This is a genomic window from Streptomyces sp. NPDC093085, from assembly GCF_040683935.1.
In the GTDB taxonomy this organism is placed as follows: Bacteria; Actinomycetota; Actinomycetes; order Streptomycetales; family Streptomycetaceae; genus Streptomyces.
The window spans coordinates 232,905-251,891 of the sequence record NZ_JBFBFB010000004.1 but is presented as its reverse complement, the minus strand read 5'-3'; the positions used below and the strand labels follow the sequence as shown (position 1 = coordinate 251,891).

The 18,987-nt window shown below is 70.6% G+C and carries 14 protein-coding genes, 2 pseudogenes and 1 riboswitch; of the genes and pseudogenes, 10 read left to right on the top strand and 6 right to left on the bottom strand.

All coding sequences use genetic code 11. The features are described 5' to 3' along the window. Positions 1-59: 59 nt before the first annotated feature. A complete protein-coding gene (locus AB0O07_RS14805; protein ID WP_365632076.1) occupies positions 60-1,025 on the bottom strand; it encodes a helix-turn-helix domain-containing protein in 966 nt (321 codons plus the stop codon). Positions 1,026-1,422: 397 nt separating this feature from the next. Between AB0O07_RS14805 and prcB the strand changes: the two genes are divergently transcribed. The 4 genes from prcB to AB0O07_RS14785 all read left to right on the top strand — a co-directional run bounded on the left by prcB (position 1,423) and on the right by AB0O07_RS14785 (position 4,992). After that, positions 1,423-2,298 carry a proteasome subunit beta gene (prcB, locus tag AB0O07_RS14800; protein ID WP_365632073.1) on the top strand — a complete coding sequence of 292 codons (876 nt, stop codon included), beginning with the start codon at positions 1,423-1,425 and terminating at the stop codon, positions 2,296-2,298. Between the two features lie 164 nt (positions 2,299-2,462). Continuing rightward, positions 2,463-3,347 carry an alpha/beta hydrolase gene (locus AB0O07_RS14795; protein WP_365632070.1) on the top strand — a complete coding sequence of 295 codons (885 nt, stop codon included), beginning with the start codon at positions 2,463-2,465 and terminating at the stop codon, positions 3,345-3,347. Between the two features lie 197 nt (positions 3,348-3,544). Beyond that, positions 3,545-4,150, top strand: coding sequence for a TetR/AcrR family transcriptional regulator (locus AB0O07_RS14790; protein ID WP_365632067.1), 606 nt, complete (start codon positions 3,545-3,547; stop codon positions 4,148-4,150). 92 nt (positions 4,151-4,242) lie between these two features. After that, a complete protein-coding gene (locus AB0O07_RS14785; RefSeq protein ID WP_365632064.1) occupies positions 4,243-4,992 on the top strand; it encodes an SDR family oxidoreductase in 750 nt (249 codons plus the stop codon). Between the two features lie 89 nt (positions 4,993-5,081). Here the strand turns inward: AB0O07_RS14785 and AB0O07_RS14780 are convergent, their stop codons facing one another. Together AB0O07_RS14780 and AB0O07_RS14775 are read right to left on the bottom strand one after the other, a co-directional pair. Beyond that, entirely contained in the window at positions 5,082-6,125 is a 1,044-nt protein-coding gene (locus AB0O07_RS14780; protein ID WP_365632061.1) for a ribonucleotide-diphosphate reductase subunit beta, read from the bottom strand. Next, complete coding sequence (locus AB0O07_RS14775) at positions 6,125-8,590, bottom strand: ribonucleoside-diphosphate reductase subunit alpha (protein ID WP_365632058.1); 2,466 nt, start codon at positions 8,588-8,590, stop codon at positions 6,125-6,127. The genes AB0O07_RS14780 and AB0O07_RS14775 overlap by 1 nt, the downstream gene beginning before the upstream one ends. A gap of 148 nt (positions 8,591-8,738) precedes the next feature. Next, positions 8,739-8,906, bottom strand: a riboswitch (cobalamin riboswitch). 70 nt (positions 8,907-8,976) lie between these two features. On the opposite strand from AB0O07_RS14775, the pseudogene AB0O07_RS14770 reads away from it, so the two are divergent. Continuing rightward, positions 8,977-9,572: pseudogene (locus AB0O07_RS14770) on the top strand (Uma2 family endonuclease). A gap of 81 nt (positions 9,573-9,653) precedes the next feature. Here the strand turns inward: AB0O07_RS14770 and AB0O07_RS14765 are convergent. From AB0O07_RS14765 to AB0O07_RS14755, 3 genes are all read right to left on the bottom strand, one after another. Continuing rightward, positions 9,654-9,869: a YbdD/YjiX family protein gene (locus AB0O07_RS14765; RefSeq protein WP_365632055.1), complete on the bottom strand. Its 216-nt coding sequence runs from the start codon at positions 9,867-9,869 to the stop codon at positions 9,654-9,656. Then, positions 9,866-12,070, bottom strand: coding sequence for a carbon starvation CstA family protein (locus AB0O07_RS14760; RefSeq protein WP_365632052.1), 2,205 nt, complete (start codon positions 12,068-12,070; stop codon positions 9,866-9,868). Before AB0O07_RS14760 ends, AB0O07_RS14765 begins: the two co-directional genes overlap by 4 nt. Before the next feature lie 294 nt (positions 12,071-12,364). Beyond that, the gene (locus AB0O07_RS14755) at positions 12,365-13,129 is read right to left on the bottom strand and encodes a GntR family transcriptional regulator (protein WP_365633045.1); all 765 of its coding nucleotides are present in this window, start codon (positions 13,127-13,129) and stop codon (positions 12,365-12,367) included. A 249-nt stretch (positions 13,130-13,378) separates the two neighbouring features. Here AB0O07_RS14755 and AB0O07_RS14750 point away from each other — a divergent pair, with 249 nt between their 5' ends. The 5 genes and pseudogenes from AB0O07_RS14750 to AB0O07_RS14730 form a co-directional block, all read left to right on the top strand. Further along, complete coding sequence (locus tag AB0O07_RS14750; RefSeq protein WP_365632049.1) at positions 13,379-14,662, top strand: extracellular solute-binding protein; 1,284 nt, start codon at positions 13,379-13,381, stop codon at positions 14,660-14,662. Positions 14,663-14,842: 180 nt separating this feature from the next. Further along, positions 14,843-15,859 carry a sugar ABC transporter permease gene (locus AB0O07_RS14745; RefSeq protein WP_365633042.1) on the top strand — a complete coding sequence of 339 codons (1,017 nt, stop codon included), beginning with the start codon at positions 14,843-14,845 and terminating at the stop codon, positions 15,857-15,859. A gap of 182 nt (positions 15,860-16,041) precedes the next feature. Then, positions 16,042-16,845 (top strand): carbohydrate ABC transporter permease, encoded by an 804-nt coding sequence (locus tag AB0O07_RS14740; protein WP_365633039.1) that lies wholly within the window; start codon positions 16,042-16,044, stop codon positions 16,843-16,845. Between the two features lie 6 nt (positions 16,846-16,851). Beyond that, a complete protein-coding gene (locus tag AB0O07_RS14735; RefSeq protein WP_365632046.1) occupies positions 16,852-18,465 on the top strand; it encodes a glycoside hydrolase family 3 protein in 1,614 nt (537 codons plus the stop codon). A gap of 211 nt (positions 18,466-18,676) precedes the next feature. After that, positions 18,677-18,909, top strand: a pseudogene (locus tag AB0O07_RS14730) (tyrosine-type recombinase/integrase); the annotation flags it as partial. Positions 18,910-18,987 lie beyond the last annotated feature (78 nt).

Sequence of the window (18,987 nt, the reverse complement as noted above, 5' to 3'; positions counted from 1 at the left end):
GGGGGGCCGGGGCAGGCCGCCGGGTGCGGGCCGGGCGGCCCGGCCCGGCCCGTCCCGGGTCAGAGGACGGGGGTGGGGCCCCGGAACGTACGCCGGTAGCTGTGCGGCGTCGTCCCCAGGGTCCGCAGGAAGTGGTGGCGCAGCCCGGCCGCGTTCCCGAACCCGGCGCGCCCCGCGACGCTCTCCACCGTCTCGTCCGTCCCCTCCAGCAACTCCTGTGCCAGCAGGACGCGCTGGCGCAGCAGCCAGCGGTACGGGGTCGTCCCGGTCTCCTGCTGGAAGCGGCGGGCGAACGTACGCGGCGACATGTGCGCCCGCGCCGCGAGCTGTTCGACCGTCATCTCCCGGTCGAGGTGGCGCTCCATCCACTCCAGGACCTCGCCGACCGTGTCGCAGGGGGAGGCGGGCAGCGGGCGCTCGATGAACTGCGCCTGCCCGCCGTCCCGGTGCGGGGGGACCACCATCCGGCGGGCCACCATGTTGGCGACCTCGGTCCCGTACTCCTGCCGTACGAGGTGGAGACAGGCGTCGATACCGGCCGCGCTGCCCGCCGAGGTGATCACCGGGCCCTCGTCCACGTACAGCACGTCCGGTTCGACGATCGCCCGGGGGTAGGCGCGGGTCAGGGCGTCGACATGGCGCCAGTGGACGGTGCAGCGCCGGCCGTCCAGCAGCCCGGCGGCGCCGAGCGCGAAGACCCCGGAGCAGACGCTGAGGACCCGGCAGCCGCGCGCCACGGCGCGGCGCAGCGCCTCCAGCAGCTCGGGCGGGTAGGTGCGGGTGACGTTCTCGTCCGAGGCGGGCACGGCGATCAGATCGGCCTCCTCCAGCCGGTCGAGGCCGTGCAGGCCGCCGATGGTGAACCCGGCGTGGGTGCGGAGGACCGGCCCCTCGGCGGAGACCACGGCGAAGTCGTGCACGGGGAGGCCCTGGTCGCTGCGGTCGAGGCCGAAGACCTCGCAGACCACGCCCAGCTCGAAGGGGTGCACGCCGTCGAGGAGGACGGCGGCCACGTTCTGCATCATGCTGCCAGTGTGCCACCGCGTTGGCAGTAATTCGATGGTCCATGACGGTCCTGCCACTGCCGTCCCCGGAGCGGGGCCACGACAGTGGAGCCATGGACATCTTCGACATCTTCCTGACGGTTCTCGCCCTGGTCGGCCTCTTCGGAGTGCTGCTCGCGCCGCCCCTCTACTGGCACCTCAAGGACCGGGCGATCGACCGGCAACTGCACCGCGCTGAACACCCGGACCCGCCGCCCGCGGGGGCTTCGGCACCGTCTGCTGCGCCGTCCTCGTCGTCGCCCGTGATGTGGCGGGGGGTTTCCGTGCCGCGCACGCATGGTAGGAGTCTGCGGTACGGCGGGGGGCGGGACCACGGTGGGGCGCCGGATCCGGAATCCGGGGTTCAGGGGGAGGACAGATGGCGGGCGGCGAGCATGACGGCATCCTGGGCGAGGAGTTCTTCCGCCCGGGGAACTCGTCCTTCAGCGCGTTCCTGAAGGCCCACCGGCCGGAGGCGCGGAGCGCGCCCCGGCCGCCGGACCGAATCCTCCAGCTCTCGCAGCTTCCGCAACTCCCTCAACTCCCTCAACTCCCGCACGGCACCACGGTGCTGGCGCTCACCTACCGGGACGGCGTCCTGATCGCGGGGGACCGCAGGGCGACGATGGGGAATCTGATCGCCCAGCGCGACCTGGAGAAGGTGCAGCCCACCGACGACTACACCGCCGTCGCGTTCGCGGGCACGGTCGGGACGGCCAAGGACATGGTGAAGCTCTTCCAGGTCGAGTTGACGCACTTCGAGAAGATGGAGGGCATCCCCATGACCCTCAACGCGAAGGCGAACCGGCTGGCCGGCCTGGTCCGGGACAACCTGGACCAGGCCATGCGGGGTTTCGCCGTGGTCCCGCTGCTGGTGGGGTACGACGCCACCGCGCCCGGCGGCGGGCGCGGGCGCATCTTCGCCTTCGACATCACCGGAGGCCCGTACGAGAAGCCCGACTTCACGGCGGAGGGGTCGGGATCGCCCTACGCCGGGGGCGCGTTGAAGAAGCTGTACCGCCAGGACATGACCCGGCGCGAGGCGGCGCTCGCCGCGTTGCAGGCGCTGTACGATGCGGCGGACGACGACGCGGCGACGGGCGGCCCGGATCTGACGCGGCGTATCTACCCGGTCGTCGCGGTGATCACGGAGGACGGCTTCGAGCGGCTTCCGGAGGCGGAGACGGAGGCCCTGAGCCGCGAGGTGGTCGCCGCGCGACACGACCGGCCGGACGGGCCGATCGCGGCGGTGTGAGGGGCGCGAGGGGGGCGGCGCGACGGGGCGGTGTGAGGAGCGGAGGCCCGGGCGAACCCGCATAACGCGCACTGTCCCCAGTTATGAGAGTGGACTTGCATGAAGGGTGGGGGGTGCTCTACCTTCTTAAGAGTCAGCTCTCACGAAGAAAAGGGATGGCCGCCATGCCTGCTCCTGCCACCACGCCCGCCGCGTCCGCCGCTCCCGCCGCGTCCGCGAAGCCCGTGACGCCCGCGCCCGCGACCACCCGTACCGTCGACCTGCCGCACGGTCTCTCCGTCACCCTCGCCGCATACGGTTCCCCCACCGACGGCACCGGCGTGCTGCTCCTGCACGGCGGTGCCGGTCCCGGCACCATGACCGGCCTCGCCGCCGCGCTCTCGGAGCACGCGTACGCGATCGCCCCCGTCCACCCGGGCTTCGACGGCACACCGCGCCCCGAATGGTGCGACTCCATCGCCGACCTGGCCGTGGCCTATCTGGATCTGCTGGACGCCCTGGAGCTGACCGATGTCCTGGTGATCGGCAGCTCCGTCGGCGGCTGGATCGCCTCCGAGATGGCGCTGCGCGACACCAAGGGCCGGATCGGCTCGCTCACCCTCCTCAACGCCGTCGGTGTGCGGCCCCGTATGAAGGCCCACCAGGTCGTGGACCCGCGCGGGATGGCCCCGGCCGAGATCGGCAAGCTCTCCTTCGCCGATCCGGCCTTCCGCCCGGACTTCTCCGCCTTCACCGACGAGCAGCGCGCCAACGCGGCGGCGAACCAGCGGACCCTGGGGGTCTACGGCGGCCCCGAGTTCAGCTACGACCCGAAGCTGCGCGGCCGGCTCCACCGGGTCACGCTCCCCGTCCTCGTCGTCTGGGGGGAGTCGGACGGCATAGCCTCGCTCCCGTACGGGCGTGGTTACGCGGCCTCCTTCCCCGACAGCCGCTTCGTCCCCGTCGCCGACGCCGGCCACTTCCCCCAGATCGAGCAGCTCGGGACGGTCCTCGCCGCCATCGGCGACTTCGCCGGCACAGTCCGCGGGAGGGACGCGATCCACGGATGACCCCTTTGTGAGAGTATGCCCTCATGAGGGCGGCGCGCTCGCTTCACCGGGTGCGAGCCTTCTCCGTACAGGCCGCGAGCCTCCTCCGTACAGCGGGGGAGCCGCCCCTCCGAGCAGCAGCCGAGCCGACCGCCGGGCGGTGATGACGGCGCGGGGCGGGCGGCGCGAGGACGGCAAGGGCGACGAGAGGTGGACCGATGACAGCACAGAGCACGACGGGCCGTGCCAACCAGAAGCTGCGCACCCGCACGGCGATCGTGCGGGCCGCGGCCGAACTCAGCCGTACCGGAAGGGAAGTGACCATGCCGGAGGTCGCCAAGGCGGCCCTGGTCTCCGAGGCCACCGCCTACCGGTACTTCCCCGACCTGGTCAGCCTGTTGCGCGAGGCGATCGTCGGCCAGCTCCCCACCCCGGACGAGGCGCTCTCCCCGGTCGCCGACTCCACCGACCCGGTGGAGCGCGTGGCCACGGTGACCGAATTCCTGCTGCGCCATGTCCTCGCCCGGCAGGGCGTGGTCCGGGCCATGATCGCGGCCACGGTGACCCACCCCACCGAGGCGTCCGCCCGACCAGGGCTGCGGTTCGGCCTGATAGAGCACGCCCTGGCCCCGCCGGCCGAGCCCCTCACCACCGACCCCGCCGAGTTCGCCCAGCTCAAGAGAGACCTCGCGGTGGTCGTCAGCGCCGAAGCCCTCTTCGGCCTGACCGATCTGCACGGCCTGGGCCCCGACGACGCCATCGCCAGCATCGTCCACACCGCGAAGACCCTCACCCGCGCCGCCGCCACCGGCCCGGACTCCTAGCCGGCCACAAGGCGTTGACGTGCGACAAGGACCGGCCGTGATGACAGAACCGAACCACCAGCGCCGGTCCGGTCGGCCAGTATGGGCAGATCATGAATACTCATATCAGTCCCACTCAGCGGCTGGCACTGGTCACCGGCGCCAACAAGGGCATCGGATACGCCGTCGCCGAAGGGCTCCTCGGCCGGGGGATGACGGTCTACCTCGGCGCCCGCGACACCTACCGCGGCACCTCGGCCGTATCGGCCCTGGTCGCGCGGGGATACGACGCGCGCTTCGTCCAACTCGACGTCACGGACCAGGCGTCGGTCGATGCGGCCGCGATGACGATCGCCCAGGACGCCGGTGAACTCGACATCCTCGTCAACAACGCCGGTGTGCTCGCCACGCCCATCCACGCACCGAGCGCCACCTCGGTCGACGAGATGCGCGAGACGTACGAGATCAACGTGTTCGGCGTCGTGGCGGTGACCAACGCGATGCTGCCCCTGCTCCGGCGCTCCGCCGCCGCCCGCATCGTGAACATCACGAGCAACCTGGGCTCGGTCTCCCTCGCCGCCTCCAGCCGGGGCTTCCCCCAACTGCTGGCGTACAACTCCTCCAAGGCCTCGCTGAACGCCATCACGGTCACCTACGCGAACGAGCTGCGCAACGCCGGCATCCTCGTCAACGCGGTCTCCCCGGGCTCCGTGGCCACCGACCAGAACGGCCATGGAGGCGTCCTGACCGCGGAGCAGGGAGCCCTGCTCCCCATCCGCATGGCCACCCTCCCCTCCGACGGCCCCACCGGCACGGCCGTCACCGCCGACGAGGACCTGACCCATCACCGCCTCCCCTGGTGAGCACGGGGCCGGGCCCTGATCCCCCACCGGGAACCTCACGTGCCCGGCCCCGCTCTCACGTTCAACGGGGCGGCGGTCGGCGCAGTGGCTCAGAAGTCGTCGTCGAAGCCGACCGTGCCCTCCACCGCGACCTGGTAGGCCGAGGGGCGGCGTTCGAAGAAGTTGGTCAGCTCCTGGACGCCCTGGAGTTCCATGAAGGGGAACGGGTTCTCCGAGCCGTAGACCGGCGGGAAGCCGAGGCGCTGGAGGCGCTGGTCCGCCACGCACTCCAGGTAGGCACGCATCGACTCGGTGTTCATACCGGGCAGGCCGTCGCCGCAGAGGTCGCGGGCGAACTGCAACTCGGCCGCCACCGCCTCCTTCAGCATGTCGGTGACCTGCTGCTGGAGTGCGTCGTCGAAGAGCTCCGGCTCCTCCTTGCGGACCGTGTCCACGACGTCGAAGGCGAAGTTCATGTGCATCGTCTCGTCGCGGAAGACCCAGTTCGTGCCGGTGGCCAGGCCGTGCAGCAGGCCGCGCGAGCGGAACCAGTAGACGTAGGCGAAGGCACCGTAGAAGAACAGGCCCTCGATACAGGCAGCGAAGCAGATCAGGTTGAGGAGGAAGCGGCGGCGGTCGGCCTGGGTCTCCAGGCGTTCGATCTTCTCGACCGAGTCCATCCAGCGGAAGCAGAACTGCGCCTTCTCGCGGATCGACGGGATCTCCTCGACCGCGTCGAAGGCCGCCGCGCGGTCCTCGGGGTCCGGCAGGTAGGTGTCGAGCAGGGTCAGATAGAACTGGACGTGCACGGCCTCCTCGAAGAGCTGGCGCGAGAGGTAGAGCCGCGCCTCCGGGGAGTTGATGTGCTTGTAGAGCGTCAGCACCAGGTTGTTGGAGACGATCGAGTCGCCCGTCGCGAAGAACGCGACCAGCCGGCCGATCATGTGCTGCTCGCCCGGCGAGAGCTTGGCGAGGTCGGCCACGTCGGAGTGGAGGTCGACCTCCTCCACCGTCCACGTGTTCTTGATGGCGTCCCGGTAGCGCTCGTAGAAGTCCGGGTAGCGCATCGGGCGGAGGGTCAGTTCGAAACCCGGGTCCAGGAGGTTCTTCTCCTGGGACACGGAGCCGGACGGGGTGGGTTCGTAGGTGGGCATTACTGGCAGGCCTCGCAGGACTCGGGGTTCTCCAGGGAGCAGGCGATGGCCTCTTCCATGGGGGTGGACTGGGGCGGTACGGAGGAGGGGGCCGGGACGGAGACGGCGGACGGGGTCGAGCCGGCCGCGCGGGCGATCCTTGTGGCCGGGCGTGAGCGCAGGTAGTACGTGGTCTTCAGGCCCTTCTTCCAGGCGTACGCGTACATCGAGCTGAGCTTCCCGATGGTCGGCGTCTCCAGGAAGAGGTTGAGCGACTGGCTCTGGTCGAGGAACGGCGTACGGGCGGCGGCCATGTCGATCAGGCCGCGCTGCGGGATCTCCCACGCCGTACGGAACAGCTCGCGCACCTCGGCCGGGATCCAGGTGAAGCCCGCCACCGAGCCGCTGGACTCGCGCAGCGCCTCGCGGGTCTGCGCGTCCCAGACGCCGAGCCGCTTCAACTCGTCCACCAGGTACGAGTTGACCTGGAGGAACTCCCCGGAGAGCGTCTCGCGCTTGAACAGGTTCGAGACCTGCGGCTCGATGCACTCGTACACGCCCGCGATGGACGCGATGGTCGCCGTCGGCGCGATGGCGAGGAGGAGAGAGTTCCGCATACCGGTCCCGGCGACCCGGGCGCGCAGCGCCGCCCACCGCTCGGGCCAGTGCAGGTCCACGTCGTAGTGGTCGGGGTGGAGCACCCCGCGCGCGGCGCGCGTCTTCGACCAGGCGGGGAGCGGACCGTTCCGCTCGGCGAGGTCGCAGGAGGCCTCGTACGCCGCCAGCATGATTCTTTCGGCGATCCGGGTGGAGAGCGCCGCCGCCTCGGGGGAGTCGAAGGGCAGGCGCAGCTTGAAGAAGACGTCCTGGAGGCCCATCGCGCCCAGGCCCACCGGACGCCACTTGGCGTTGGAGCGGCCCGCCTGCTCGGTCGGGTAGAAGTTGATGTCCACGACGCGGTCGAGGAAGGTCACGGCGGTGACGACGGTGCGGTCCAGCCGCTCCCAGTCGATCTCGCCGGTCGCCTCGTCCACGAAGGCGCCCAGGTTGACCGAGCCCAGGTTGCAGACGGCCGTCTCGCCGTCGTCCGTGACCTCCAGGATCTCCGTGCAGAGGTTGGAGGAGTGGACGGTGTGGCCGGGCTCGGCGGTCTGGTTGGCCGTACGGTTCGACGCGTCCTTGAAGGTCATCCAGCCGTTGCCGGTCTGCGCGAGGGTGCGCATCATCCGGCCGTACAGCTCCCTGGCCTTGATGGTCTTGCGCGCGAGGCCGTCGGCCTCCGCCTTGCGGTACGCGGTGTCGAACGCGTCGCCCCAGAGGTCGACCAGGTCCGGCACATCGGCGGGGGAGAAGAGCGACCACTCGCCGTCCGCCTCGACCCGGCGCATGAACTCGTCGGGGATCCAGTGCGCGAGGTTCAGGTTGTGCGTACGGCGGGCCTCCTCACCGGTGTTGTCGCGCAGCTCCAGGAACTCCTCCAGGTCCGCGTGCCAGGTCTCCAGGTAGACACAGGCGGCTCCCTTGCGCCGGCCGCCCTGGTTGACGGCGGCGACCGAGGAGTCGAGGGTCCGCAGGAACGGGACGATGCCGTTGGAGTGGCCGTTGGTGCCCCGGATCAGCGAACCGCGCGAGCGGATGCGCGAGTACGAGAGGCCGATGCCGCCCGCGTGCTTGGAGAGCCGCGCCACCTGGTGGTAGCGGTCGTAGATGGAGTCCAGCTCGTCCAGCGGCGAGTCCAGCAGGTAGCAGGAGGACATCTGCGGGTGGCGGGTGCCGGAGTTGAAGAGCGTGGGGGAGGAGGGGAGGTAGTCCAGCCGGCTCATCAGGCCGTAGAGCGCGGCGACCTCGTCGAGCGCCTGGGCGCTGTCGTTCTCGGCGAGCCCGGCGGCCACGCGCAGCAGGAAGAACTGCGGGGTCTCGATCACCTTGCGGGTCAGCGGGTGGCGCAGGAGATAGCGGCTGTAGAGGGTGCGGAGCCCGAAGTAGCCGAAGCGGTCGTCGGCGGCCGGGTCGATCAGGCTGTCCAGGCGGGCCGCGTGGAGGGCGGCGAAGGCGGCCGTACGGTCCGCGATCAGCCCCTCGCGGTGGCCGGCGGCGATGGACGCGGAGAACGACACGGCGCCCTGCGAGGCCGCCTCTTCGGCGATCGTACGGGTGAGGAGCCGGGCGGCGAGGCGGGAGTAGGCCGGGTCCTCGGAGATCTGCCCGGCCGCCGCCTCGGTCGCGAGTTCGCGCAGCTCCGCCTCGTCCGAGGCCGCGTTACGGCCGCGCAGCGCGGCGGCGGCGATCCGGCCCGGGTCGGCGTCGGGCAGGTCGGCGGTGAGCTCGGTCAGGGTGCGCAGCAGCGCGGTGCCGGGCGCGTCGGTGCCGGGCGCGTCCGTTCCGGGGGCGGTGGGTCCAGGGGGCTGGGCGGTCCCCGGATTCCGCTCGGCTCCCGGCTGCCGCTCGGCCGTCTCTGTCACCGGATCCGCTGGCGCGATGGTCACGCTGTGCTCTCCCTCGCTCGGCTCGGGGCCGCGAGGAGGCACGGGGAAGCGCACGGACGGGGCGCCCGGCCCCGGTCGGCGGGGCAGCGCTCCGTACGGCGTCCACCGGCCCATCCACGAGGCCCGGACGTCTGGCGCCGGGTTCGGTCGAACCAGGCGCACCGCCGGCAGGTGTTCGGACTGAGGGCGCGACAAAGCGCGCCACAGTACACCGTTGCGGGACAGTTCCGGATTCACACCGGATTCCCCTGCGTCGGCAGCGAGGTCGAGCATACATCTGGGGGGCGCGCGGCGCGCCACCCCCCAGATGTTGTGTCGTGGGTCGCTTCGGGCGGTCTTGTCGGACCCCTCCGCTATCGTCGTGAGGACACGGAGGAGGTACGCCCATGACGGCCATCGACTACGAGTCCCAGATCCATCCCGAGGAGTTCGACGAGGCCGCCCGGATACTCGCCCGGACGATACAGAGCATCCGGCTCGAACTCATCGACGGGAAGATCAGGAGCAGGGTCGTGCCGGACGGGGACCACGGACGCATCGTCGAGTGGCTGACACGTATCTGTATGCAGTCCCGTCCGGAGCTCTGGCTCCATCCCGACCAGGGGATCCATGTGCAGGGTTCCGGAGGGGCCGAGCCCGTCCGGACGGCTCGCTCGCGCTGAGCGGCGCCTTCGTCGGCCAAGGGGAGTGGGCCGATCCGGCCCCGGTCCTGATGGTCGTCGAGGTCACCTCGTACGACTCCGACACCGACTCAGACACCGACGACCGTGACCGGGTGGAGAAGCCACGCGCCTACGCCCAGACCGACATCCCGGTCTATCTGCTCATCGACCGGGAGAACTGCCAGGTGACCGTCTACAGCGAGCCGGACGGGGGGCGGTACGAGATCATTCACACCGTGCCGTTCGGCAAGGAGATCACTCTCCCCGCACCGGTCGGGATCACGCTGGAGACCGGGCAGCTCAAGGACTGGGTGCGCTGATGTGAGAACGGGCGGGCCGCCGGGCCTCCCCGTGGGAAGGCCCGGCGGCCCGTGCCGCGTCCAGGCCGGCTCGATGGCGGCTCAGCAGCAGCGGAAGCCCTCGCGCGGGTCGGCCTCGCGGGCGTCCGTACGGCTCCGTTCGAAGGCCCGCCGGGTCATGACCTCCCGGGCGGGGTCGCAGGCCCGGGTGTGGGCGACGTACCGTTCGTACGCGGACTCGCCGGTCAGTTCCCGTACGTACCACCGGATCCGGCCGGCCAGATGGCGCACCCGGGCTGCCGGGGCCGCCCCGGTCATGACGTCGCCGTTCCCGCGGGGACGGAGTCGCGTGCGGCGGCCTCGGCGGCGGCCAGCTCCTCCTTCTCCTCGCGGGTGGGGATCAGGCCGGCCGGGGCGACGATCTTCGACTCGACGTAGGGCGTCTCCGACAGCGTGACGCTCTCGGGGGCGCGGATCGCCTTGAGGCAGACCCGGCCCGCGTCCGCGATGACGACGAGGATCAGGAGGGCGAAGACCGCCGAGAGCACCCCGTCCACCGTGGAGTTGGTCACCACCGTGTGCATGTCGTCCATCGTCTTCGCCGGGGCCAGCACCTCGCCCCGGTCGATCGCCGACTGGTAGACGTCGCGCTGGGTGAAGAATCCCACGCGCGGATCGCCCGAGAAGATCTTCTGCCAGCTCGCGGTGAGCGTGACGGCGGCGTCCCAGGCGAGCGGGACACCCGTCACCCACGCCCACTTCAGCCGGCCGGACTTGACCAGCAGCGTGGTGCAGACGGCGAGCGCCACCGCGGCCAGGAGCTGGTTGGCGATGCCGAAGAGCGGGAAGAGCTGGTTGATGCCGCCCAGCGGGTCGTGCACGCCGACCCAGAGGAAGTACCCCCAGCCGCCGACCACGACCGCGCTGGCGAACCAGACGCCCGGCTTCCAGCTCACCTGGCGCATCGGCTTGTAGAGGTTGCCCAGCGTGTCCTGGAGCATGAAGCGCCCGACACGGGTGCCCGCGTCCACCGTGGTCAGGATGAAGAGCGCCTCGAACATGATCGCGAAGTGATACCAGAACGCCTTCATCGCGGTGCCGCCGACGACCGACGAGAAGATCTCCGACATGCCGAGCGCGAAGGTCGGCGCGCCGCCGGTCCGCGAGAGCAGGCTGGTCTCCTCGACATCCTTGGCGGCCTGCGCCAGTTGGTCGGGCGAGATGGTGAAGCCCAGGTTGGCGACGGCCTGGGACGCGGAATCGACCGTTCCGCCCATGAGGCCGGCCGGCGAGTTGACCGCGAAGTAGAGGCCCGGGTCGATGATGCAGGCGGCGATCAGCGCCATGATGGCGACGAACGACTCGGTCAGCATCGCGCCGTACCCGATCATCCGGATCTGGGTCTCCTTCTGGACCATCTTCGGCGTCGTGCCCGAGGAGATCAGCGAGTGGAAACCCGAGAGCGCGCCGCACGCGATGGTGATGAAGACGAACGGGAACATGGAGCCGGCGAAGACCGGCCCGTCGCCCCGGCTCGCGAACTCCGTGACCGCGTCCATCTTCAGCGTCGGCAGCGCGACGGCCACGCCCAGCGCGAGCAGCACGATCGTGCCGACCTTCATGAACGTCGACAGGTAGTCGCGCGGCGCCAGCAGCATCCACACCGGGAGCACGGAGGCGAGGAAGCCGTACGCCACCATCCAGATGACCAGGGTGCCGGCCTCCAGCGTGAAGGTGTCGGCGAGCGAGGAGTCGGCGACCCAGCCGCCCGCCACGATGGCGAGCAGCAGCAGCGCCACCCCGATCAGCGAGACCTCGGTGACCCGGCCCGGGCGCAGCACCCGCAGGTAGACGCCCATGAAGAGGGCGATCGGGATGGTCATGGCGATGGAGAAGACGCCCCACGGCGAGTGCGCCAGCGCGTTGACGATGACCAGCGCCAGCACCGCCAGCAGGATGATCATGATCATGAAGACGGCAATCAGCGCGGCGGCGCCGCCGAACGGGCCGATCTCCTCACGGGCGATCTGGCCGAGCGAACGGCCGTCGCGGCGCGTGGAGAAGAAGAGCGTCACCATGTCCTGGACCGCGCCCGCGAAGATGACGCCCGCGACGATCCAGATGGTGCCCGGCAGATACCCCATCTGGGCGGCGAGTACGGGGCCGACCAGCGGGCCCGCGCCCGCGATCGCCGCGAAGTGGTGGCCGAAGAGCACCCGCCGGTCGGTGGGGTGGAAGTCGACGCCGTTGTCGAGGCGTTCGGCCGGGGTGGCGCGCGTCTTGTCGACCTTGAGGACGCGGTGCGCGATGAAGCGCGAGTAGAAGCGGTAGCCGATGGCGTACGATCCGAGGGCCGCGGCCAGCATCCAGGCCGCCGAGACCTCCTCGCCCCGGGAGAGGGCGAGCACCGCCCACCCCGCCGCGCCCACGAGGGCGACCACCGTCCATATCAGGACGGATTTCGGGGTGAGGCCGCCCAGGGTTCTCTTCGGGGTGCCGGTCGGTGCGGGCTCTGGCATGGTGAGTCGTCCCCTTACTGGTCGCCGCGGGTCACCGTCGGCCGCCGCCGGTCACCCGCGCATTACCTGATGCGTCACGCGCAGGAAATCTAGGGGACCTTTCCGGGACGCGCTACCACCAGGCCATATATCGGTACGTCAACTGCCCGTACACGGTGGGTTTATGGCGGCGTGGTGGGGTTTTCCCCGCCCCCGAACGGGTTCCCCAGGGGGCTGTTCGGGGCTCGGGGGCTCGGGGGCGCGTCGGGGGCGTACGTCAGAGGCGTGCTCAGGGGCGTACGTCAGAGGCGTGCGTCAGGGGCGCGGGCGCTGGAGGCGGGCGACGAACTTGTACCGGTCGCCGCGGTAGACGGACCGTACCCACTCGACCGGTTCCCCCGCCGCGTCGAGCGAGTGGCGCGAGAGCATCAGCATCGGCAGCCCCACGTCCGTACCGAGCAGCCCGGCCTCGCGCGGGGTGGCGAGCGAGGTCTCGATGGTCTCCTCGGCCTCGGCGAGATGGACGTCGTACACCTCGGCCAGCGCGGTGTAGAGGGACGTGTACTTGACAAGCGAACGGCGCAGCGCGGGGAAGCGCTTGGCCGAAAGATGCGTGGTCTCGATCGCCATCGGCTCCCCGCTGGCGAGCCGGAGCCGCTCGATGCGGAGCACCCGCCCGCCGGCCGTGATGTCGAGCAGCCCGGCGAGGGTGTCATCGGCCGTGACATAGCCGATGTCGAGGAGCTGGGAGGTGGGTTCGAGCCCCTGGGCGCGCATGTCCTCGGTGTACGAGGTGAGTTGGAGGGCCTGGGAGACCTTGGGCTTGGCGACGAAGGTCCCCTTGCCCTGGATCCGTTCCAGCCGCCCCTCGACCACCAGCTCCTGGAGCGCCTGGCGCACGGTGGTACGGGAGGTGTCGAACTCGGTGGCGAGGGTGCGCTCCGGCGGGACGGGTGTGCCGGGGGGCAGGGTTTCCGTCATGTCCAGCAGATGACGTTTCAAACGGTAGTACTTGGGCACGCGGGCGGTACGGGTGGTCGGCCCGCCCTCGGTCTCCGTGCTGCCCCCGTCCGTGGCCATGGCCTGCCTTCCCGACTCCTGCGCTGCTGCCGTCACCGGCTCCTCCGTCTGTCGCGGCTCACATGGTGGCACGGCCCGGCCATGGGGCGTCGCCCTCTCTCAGGTGTCGGTCCGATAACGGACACCACTGCCCTTCTTATACACCCTTGACACCCCTAAAGGTCTAGGCCAAGCTCACTCCTCAACTGGTCTAATGGTCTACACCATTAAACGGGCCAGGGGGGTTGCAGTGTCCCTGAGGAGGGTGGCGTGAAGCGGAAGCTCATCGCGGCGATCGGTGCCGCGGGCATGGTGATCGGCCTCACGGCCTGCGGTTCCGGCGACTCGGACGGCGGTTCCGCCGGGGGCGGTTCGGCGAAGGAGCTCACCGTCTGGCTGACGGTCGACGCCCAGAACAACTGGCCGGAGCTGGTCAAGGCCGCGGACGACGCGCTGGTCGCCAAGCACCCGGGCATCAAGATCAAGCACGAGTACTACGGCTGGCCCGACAAGAACGCCAAGCTCGACGCCGTACTCGCCACCGACAAGGCCCCCGACGTCGTCGAGATGGGCAACACCGAGATGCTCGGCTACACCGTCAAGGGCGCCTTCGCCGAGCTGGACCCCGCGAAGTTCGAGCAGTCGGACACCTGGCTCGACGGGCTCAAGGAATCGGTCACGTACGACGGCAAGACGTACGGCGTCCCGTACTACGCCGGGGGCCGCGTCGCCAACTGGCGCAAGGACGTGGCCAAGGACGCCGGGGTCACCGCCGTACCGAAGACGTACACCGAACTGACCGCGGGGCTCGACAAGATCCAGAAGAAGCAGGGCGAGAAGTTCTCCGCCTGGTACCAGCCCTCGCGCGACTGGTACGCGGCGATGTCCTTCGTGTACGACGCGGGCGGCTCCATCGCGAAGGAGAGCGGCGGGAAGTTCACGGCGAACCTCTCCTCGCCCGAGTCCCTCAAGGGGCTCAAGGAGTACAAGAGGGTCCTCGACACGTACATGCACGCGGACAAGACCAAGGACGAGTCCGACCGCTACATCGTCTACGGCCAGGGCCAGTCCGGCATGATCTTCGCCGCCGCGTGGGAGGGCGCCACCGCCGAGGACCCGAAGAGCGACAAGACCGGCAAGCTCAAGGGCAACCTGGAGAACTTCGTGATGCCGGGTCCCTCCGGCGGCACCATGCCGGTCTTCCTCGGCGGCTCCGATCTCGCCGTACCGGTCAAGTCGAAGGAGCAGGCAGCGGCGGCCGAGTGGATCGATGCCTTCACCGGGGCCAAGGGGCAGAAGGGCCTGATGGAGAAGGGCAATCTGCCCAACAACAAGACCGACCTCGCCACGCTGAAGGCCGATCCGGCGACCGCGGTCCCGGCGACGGCGGCGGAGTCGAGCTGGTTCGTCCCGATGGCGCCCGGGTGGGGCCAGGTCGAGAAGGCCCAGGTGCTCCAGACGATGCTCCAGTCGATCGCGACCGGGAAGGCGTCGGTGGAGGAGGCCGCGAAGGCGGCGGACACCGCCATCGACAAGGTCATCAACACCAAGTGACCTGTGCGGGCCGCTTGGTCCGCCCGCCCTGTCCGGTCCGACGGGGCGGGCGGTGCGGACGGGGCGGGCGGTGCGACTGCCGGTCCGGGGCACGGAAAGTGCCACAGAGCCAGAGAGAGTAGGAAGGCGCCGGCCATGGCCGATGCGGTGGTACGGGCGGACGCACCCGGCGGCGCGGGGATGCGGCCGGGGGCAGCGGAGCCGGGGGCGGGGTCCCCGGGGGCCGGGGGCCCGGCGGACGGGTCCCGGGGCGGCGGGGGTCCGGGGGCCGGCGGGGCCGCGAAGAGAGCGGGCGCCGGTGCGGGCGCGGGCGCGGGATCGCTGCCGTGGCTGCTGCTCGCGCCCTGTCTCGGTGTGCTCGCGCTGGTGCTCGGGTATCCGCTGACGCGGCTGGTCACCCTCTCCTTCCAGAAGTTCGGCCAGCCCCAGCTCTGGGGGTTCCAGGCCCCCGAGTCCGCCGGGTTCGACAACTTCACCGCGATCCTCGGCGACGGGGAGTTCTGGGCGGTCGTGCTCCGTACGATCGTCTTCGCGGCCGGGGCGGTCGTCCTCACCATGGTGCTCGGCATGCTCATCGCCCTGCTCCAGCAGCGCGTCTCGGGCTGGGTGAAGACCCTGATCAACATCGCGCTGGTGGCGAGCTGGGGCATGCCGGTGCTGGTCGCCGTGACCATCTTCAAGTGGATGTTCGACACCGACTACGGGGTCCTCAACTGGGTGCTCAGCCGGATCCCCGGCGTCGACGTCATGGGCCACAACTGGTTCGCCAGCGGCCCCCAGGGGCTCTCCGTGATCATGCTGCTGGTGGTCTGGGGCGCCGTGCCGTTCGTCGCGATCACCCTCTCCGCCGGGCTCACCCAGGTCCCCGCCGAGCTGGAGGAGGCCGCGCGGCTCGACGGGGCGGGCTCCTGGGGGGTCTTCCGCCATGTCACGGTGCCGGTTCTCAAGCCCGTCATCGTGATGCTCGCGACGCTCTCGGTCATCTGGGACATGGGGGTCTTCCCCCAGGTGTTCGTGATGCGCAACGGCCATCCCGAGGCGGAGTTCCAGCTCCTGACCACCTACTCGTACGACAAGGCGTTCGTCGTCAACGACTACTCCCAGGGGTCGGCGATCGCGCTGCTCACGGTCGTGCTGCTGCTGGGCGTGATCGCGGTCTACATGCGCCAGATGCTGAAGATCGGAGAGGTGGAGTGACCGCGACAGCGACCGCCCCGGAGCCGCCCCCTACGGGGGGAGCCGATGGGGCCCCTGGCGCCCTCGGGTCCCGTACGGCCCGTAAGGCCCGTAAGGCCCCTAGGTCACCCAAGCCCCCTGAGACCCCGACACCCCCTAGGGCCCGTAAGACCCCTAGGGGATACCGGGGGCGCGGCGGGCGTATCGGCTGGAACGCCCTCGGCCTGCTGGTCTTCGTCGTCCTCGGCTTCCCCGTCTACTGGATGCTGAACACGGCGTTCAAGCCGGCCGGCGACGCCATCGACCCCGACCCGCACTTCATCCCCCGTACCGTCACCCTGGACAACTTCCGCCGGGCGCTGGACATCGCCGACTTCTGGGGCCCGGTCGGGCGCTCGTTGGTCGTCTCCGGTGTCGTCGTCCTCATCGGCATCGCGGTCGGGCTGCTCGCGGCGCTCGCCATCTCACGGTTCGCGTTTCGGGGGCGCAAGATCGTGATCGTCGGGATCCTCGCCGTCCAGATGGTCCCGCTCGTCGCCATGATCATCCCTGTCTTCCTGCTCCTCAACGACCTCGGGCAGTACGACAAGCTCTCCGGCCTGGTCATCACGTACCTCACCTTCATCCTCCCCTTCACCGTGTGGACGCTGCGCGGCTTCATCGTCAACATCCCGAAGGAGCTGGAGGAGGCGGCCATGGTCGACGGCTGTGGCCGGACCGGCGCCTTCGTCCGGGTGGTCTTCCCGCTGCTCGCGCCCGGCCTGGTGGCCACCTCGGTGTACGGCTTCATCCAGGCGTGGAACGAGTACCTGTACGCGCTCATGCTGATGAGCCAGCAGAACCAGACCGCGACCGTCTGGCTCTCGAACTTCTCCACCAAGCACGGGACCGAGTTCGCACCGATGATGGCCGGCTCCACGATGATGGCCGTCCCCATCGTGATCCTGTTCCTGCTCGTCCAGCGCAAGATGGCAGCGGGTCTGACGGCCGGCGCAGTGAAGGGTTAGCAGCAGATGACGACCACCGTATCCGGGACGGACACCCTCACCCGCGACGCCCTCGCCGTCCTCCAGCCCGGCTTCGTGGGGACCACGCCCCCCGACTGGCTGCTGCGGACAATCGGCGAAGGGCTCGCCTCGGTCGGGCTCTTCGGCCGTAACGTCGCCGGCCCCGGCCAGCTCGCCGCGCTCACCGGCGCGCTGCGGCGCGAGCGGGACGACATCCTCGTCGCGATCGACGAGGAGGGCGGCGACGTCACCCGCCTCGAAGTCCGGGAGGGGTCGTCCTTCCCCGGCAACCATGCGCTCGGCGCCGTGGACGACCCCGGCCTGACCCGCGACGTCGCCCACGAGCTGGGGCGGCGGCTCGCCGCGTGCGGGGTCAACCTCAACTGGGCGCCCTCCGCCGACGTCAACTCCAATCTGGACAATCCAGTCATCGGGGTACGGTCCTTCGGCGCCGACCCGGAGCTGGTGGCGCGGCACACCGTCGCGTACGTCGAAGGGCTCCAGGCCGCCGGGGTCGCCGCCTGCGTCAAGCACTTCCCGGGCCATGGCGACACGGCCGTCGACTCGCACCACGCGCTGCCCCGTATCGATGTGGACCTGGACACCGTGCACGCCCGCGAGCTGCTGCCATTCCGCGCGGCCATCGCGGCGGGTGCCCAGTCGGTCATGAGCGCGCATATCCTGCTCCCCGCGCTCGATCCGGCCCGCCCGGCGACCCTGAGCAGGCGGATCCTGACCGGGCTCCTCCGCGAGGAACTCGGCTTCCAGGGCCCGATCGTCACCGACGGCATGGAGATGCAGGCCATCGCCGCGGTGTACGGGATCGAGCGCGGCTCCGTCCTCGCGATCGCGGCGGGCGCCGACGCCATCTGCGTGGGCGGCGGCCTGGCGGACGAGGACACCGTACGACGGCTCCGGGACGCCCTGGTCACCGCCGTACGCACCGGTGAACTGCCCGAGGAACGCCTGGCCGACGCCGCCGCGCGGGTGCGCGGCCTGGCCGACTGGGCCCGCCGGGCCAGGCGGTCCTCCGCACCCCCCGACCCGGCCGGGACACCGGCCACGGCCACACAGAACGGAACCGCACCCACCCCCCCGACGGACCCGGCGACGAGCTCTGGCGCGGCGGCAGGCCCCGGCGCGGCGGCGGGCCCCGCCGGGAGCCCGGATTCCGCCACCCCGATCGGCCTGCTGGCGGCCCGCAGGGCCCTGCGGGTCACCGGCACCCCCACCCCCCTCACCCGCCCCCCGTACGTGGCGACCCTGACCCCGGTCGCCAACATCGCGGTCGGCACCGAAACCCCCTGGGGCCTCGCCACCGAACTGGACCGCCTCCTCCCGGGCACGGAGTCCGCCACCTACCAGGACGCCCCGGACCTGCCCTCCCGCATCCTGGCGGCGGCCGGCCCCCACCCCCTGATCACAGTGGTCCGAGACCTCCACCGCCACCCCTGGATGGCCACCACCGTCAACACCCTCCTGACGGCACGCCCCGACACGGTGATCGTAGAAATGGGCCTCAACGAATCCCCGCCCCAGGGCCCCCTCCACATCGCCACCCACGGCGCAGCCCGAGTCTGCGCCCAGGCCGCCGCAGAGGTCATCGCAGGCCGGGGGTGATCCACGGCCGGGGCCTCCGACCGGGCCTGGCCGCGCCCAGGAGCACCACGGCGAGTGGGCCATTCGGCCGGCCTGGCGACGACGCCCCGACCGCTGTGGCCCCCTCGGATGGCCCTTCATCAACCATTTCCTCCAGAACGCGCTGGAGCCCCGTCAGACATCTGACGGGGCTCCAGGTATAGGATCGGTGGTCATCCTCGCTGTTCAAGGCCGCATCCGCTTCCATGACCTTCGGCACTCGACTGCGACCCTGCTCCTGGAACAGGGCGTTGACCTCGTCGTGATCAAGGAATTCCTCGGCCACGCCCACATCGGCGTCACCGCGGCGTCTATGCCCACGTACGGCTCCGCCTGCAACGCCAAGCCATCGACGTCCTGGGCAACGCCCTCAGCCCGACCGACGGCGACCGTGACGACCCACCCACCGCAGCAGTCGTCCGCTGACGTTGCCGTCAGCGTTGCAGTCAAACGCCACAGGAGCCCCGCCGGAATTTCCTTCCGACGGGGCTCCTCGATTCCCTC

Excerpts from the sequence above, each read along its gene's own strand:
- AB0O07_RS14735 (WP_365632046.1), top strand. The coding sequence starts at position 16,852 with ATGACGACCACCGTATCCGGGACGGACACCCTCACCCGCGACGCCCTC.
- AB0O07_RS14755 (WP_365633045.1), bottom strand. The coding sequence starts at position 13,129 with ATGGCCACGGACGGGGGCAGCACGGAGACCGAGGGCGGGCCGACCACC.
- prcB (WP_365632073.1), top strand. The coding sequence starts at position 1,423 with ATGGCGGGCGGCGAGCATGACGGCATCCTGGGCGAGGAGTTCTTCCGC.
- AB0O07_RS14790 (WP_365632067.1), top strand. The coding sequence starts at position 3,545 with ATGACAGCACAGAGCACGACGGGCCGTGCCAACCAGAAGCTGCGCACC.
- AB0O07_RS14765 (WP_365632055.1), bottom strand. The coding sequence starts at position 9,869 with ATGACCGGGGCGGCCCCGGCAGCCCGGGTGCGCCATCTGGCCGGCCGG.
- AB0O07_RS14795 (WP_365632070.1), top strand. The coding sequence starts at position 2,463 with ATGCCTGCTCCTGCCACCACGCCCGCCGCGTCCGCCGCTCCCGCCGCG.
- AB0O07_RS14780 (WP_365632061.1), bottom strand. The coding sequence starts at position 6,125 with ATGCCCACCTACGAACCCACCCCGTCCGGCTCCGTGTCCCAGGAGAAG.
- AB0O07_RS14805 (WP_365632076.1), bottom strand. The coding sequence starts at position 1,025 with ATGATGCAGAACGTGGCCGCCGTCCTCCTCGACGGCGTGCACCCCTTC.
- AB0O07_RS14760 (WP_365632052.1), bottom strand. The coding sequence starts at position 12,070 with ATGCCAGAGCCCGCACCGACCGGCACCCCGAAGAGAACCCTGGGCGGC.
- AB0O07_RS14745 (WP_365633042.1), top strand. The coding sequence starts at position 14,843 with ATGCGGCCGGGGGCAGCGGAGCCGGGGGCGGGGTCCCCGGGGGCCGGG.
- AB0O07_RS14785 (WP_365632064.1), top strand. The coding sequence starts at position 4,243 with ATGAATACTCATATCAGTCCCACTCAGCGGCTGGCACTGGTCACCGGC.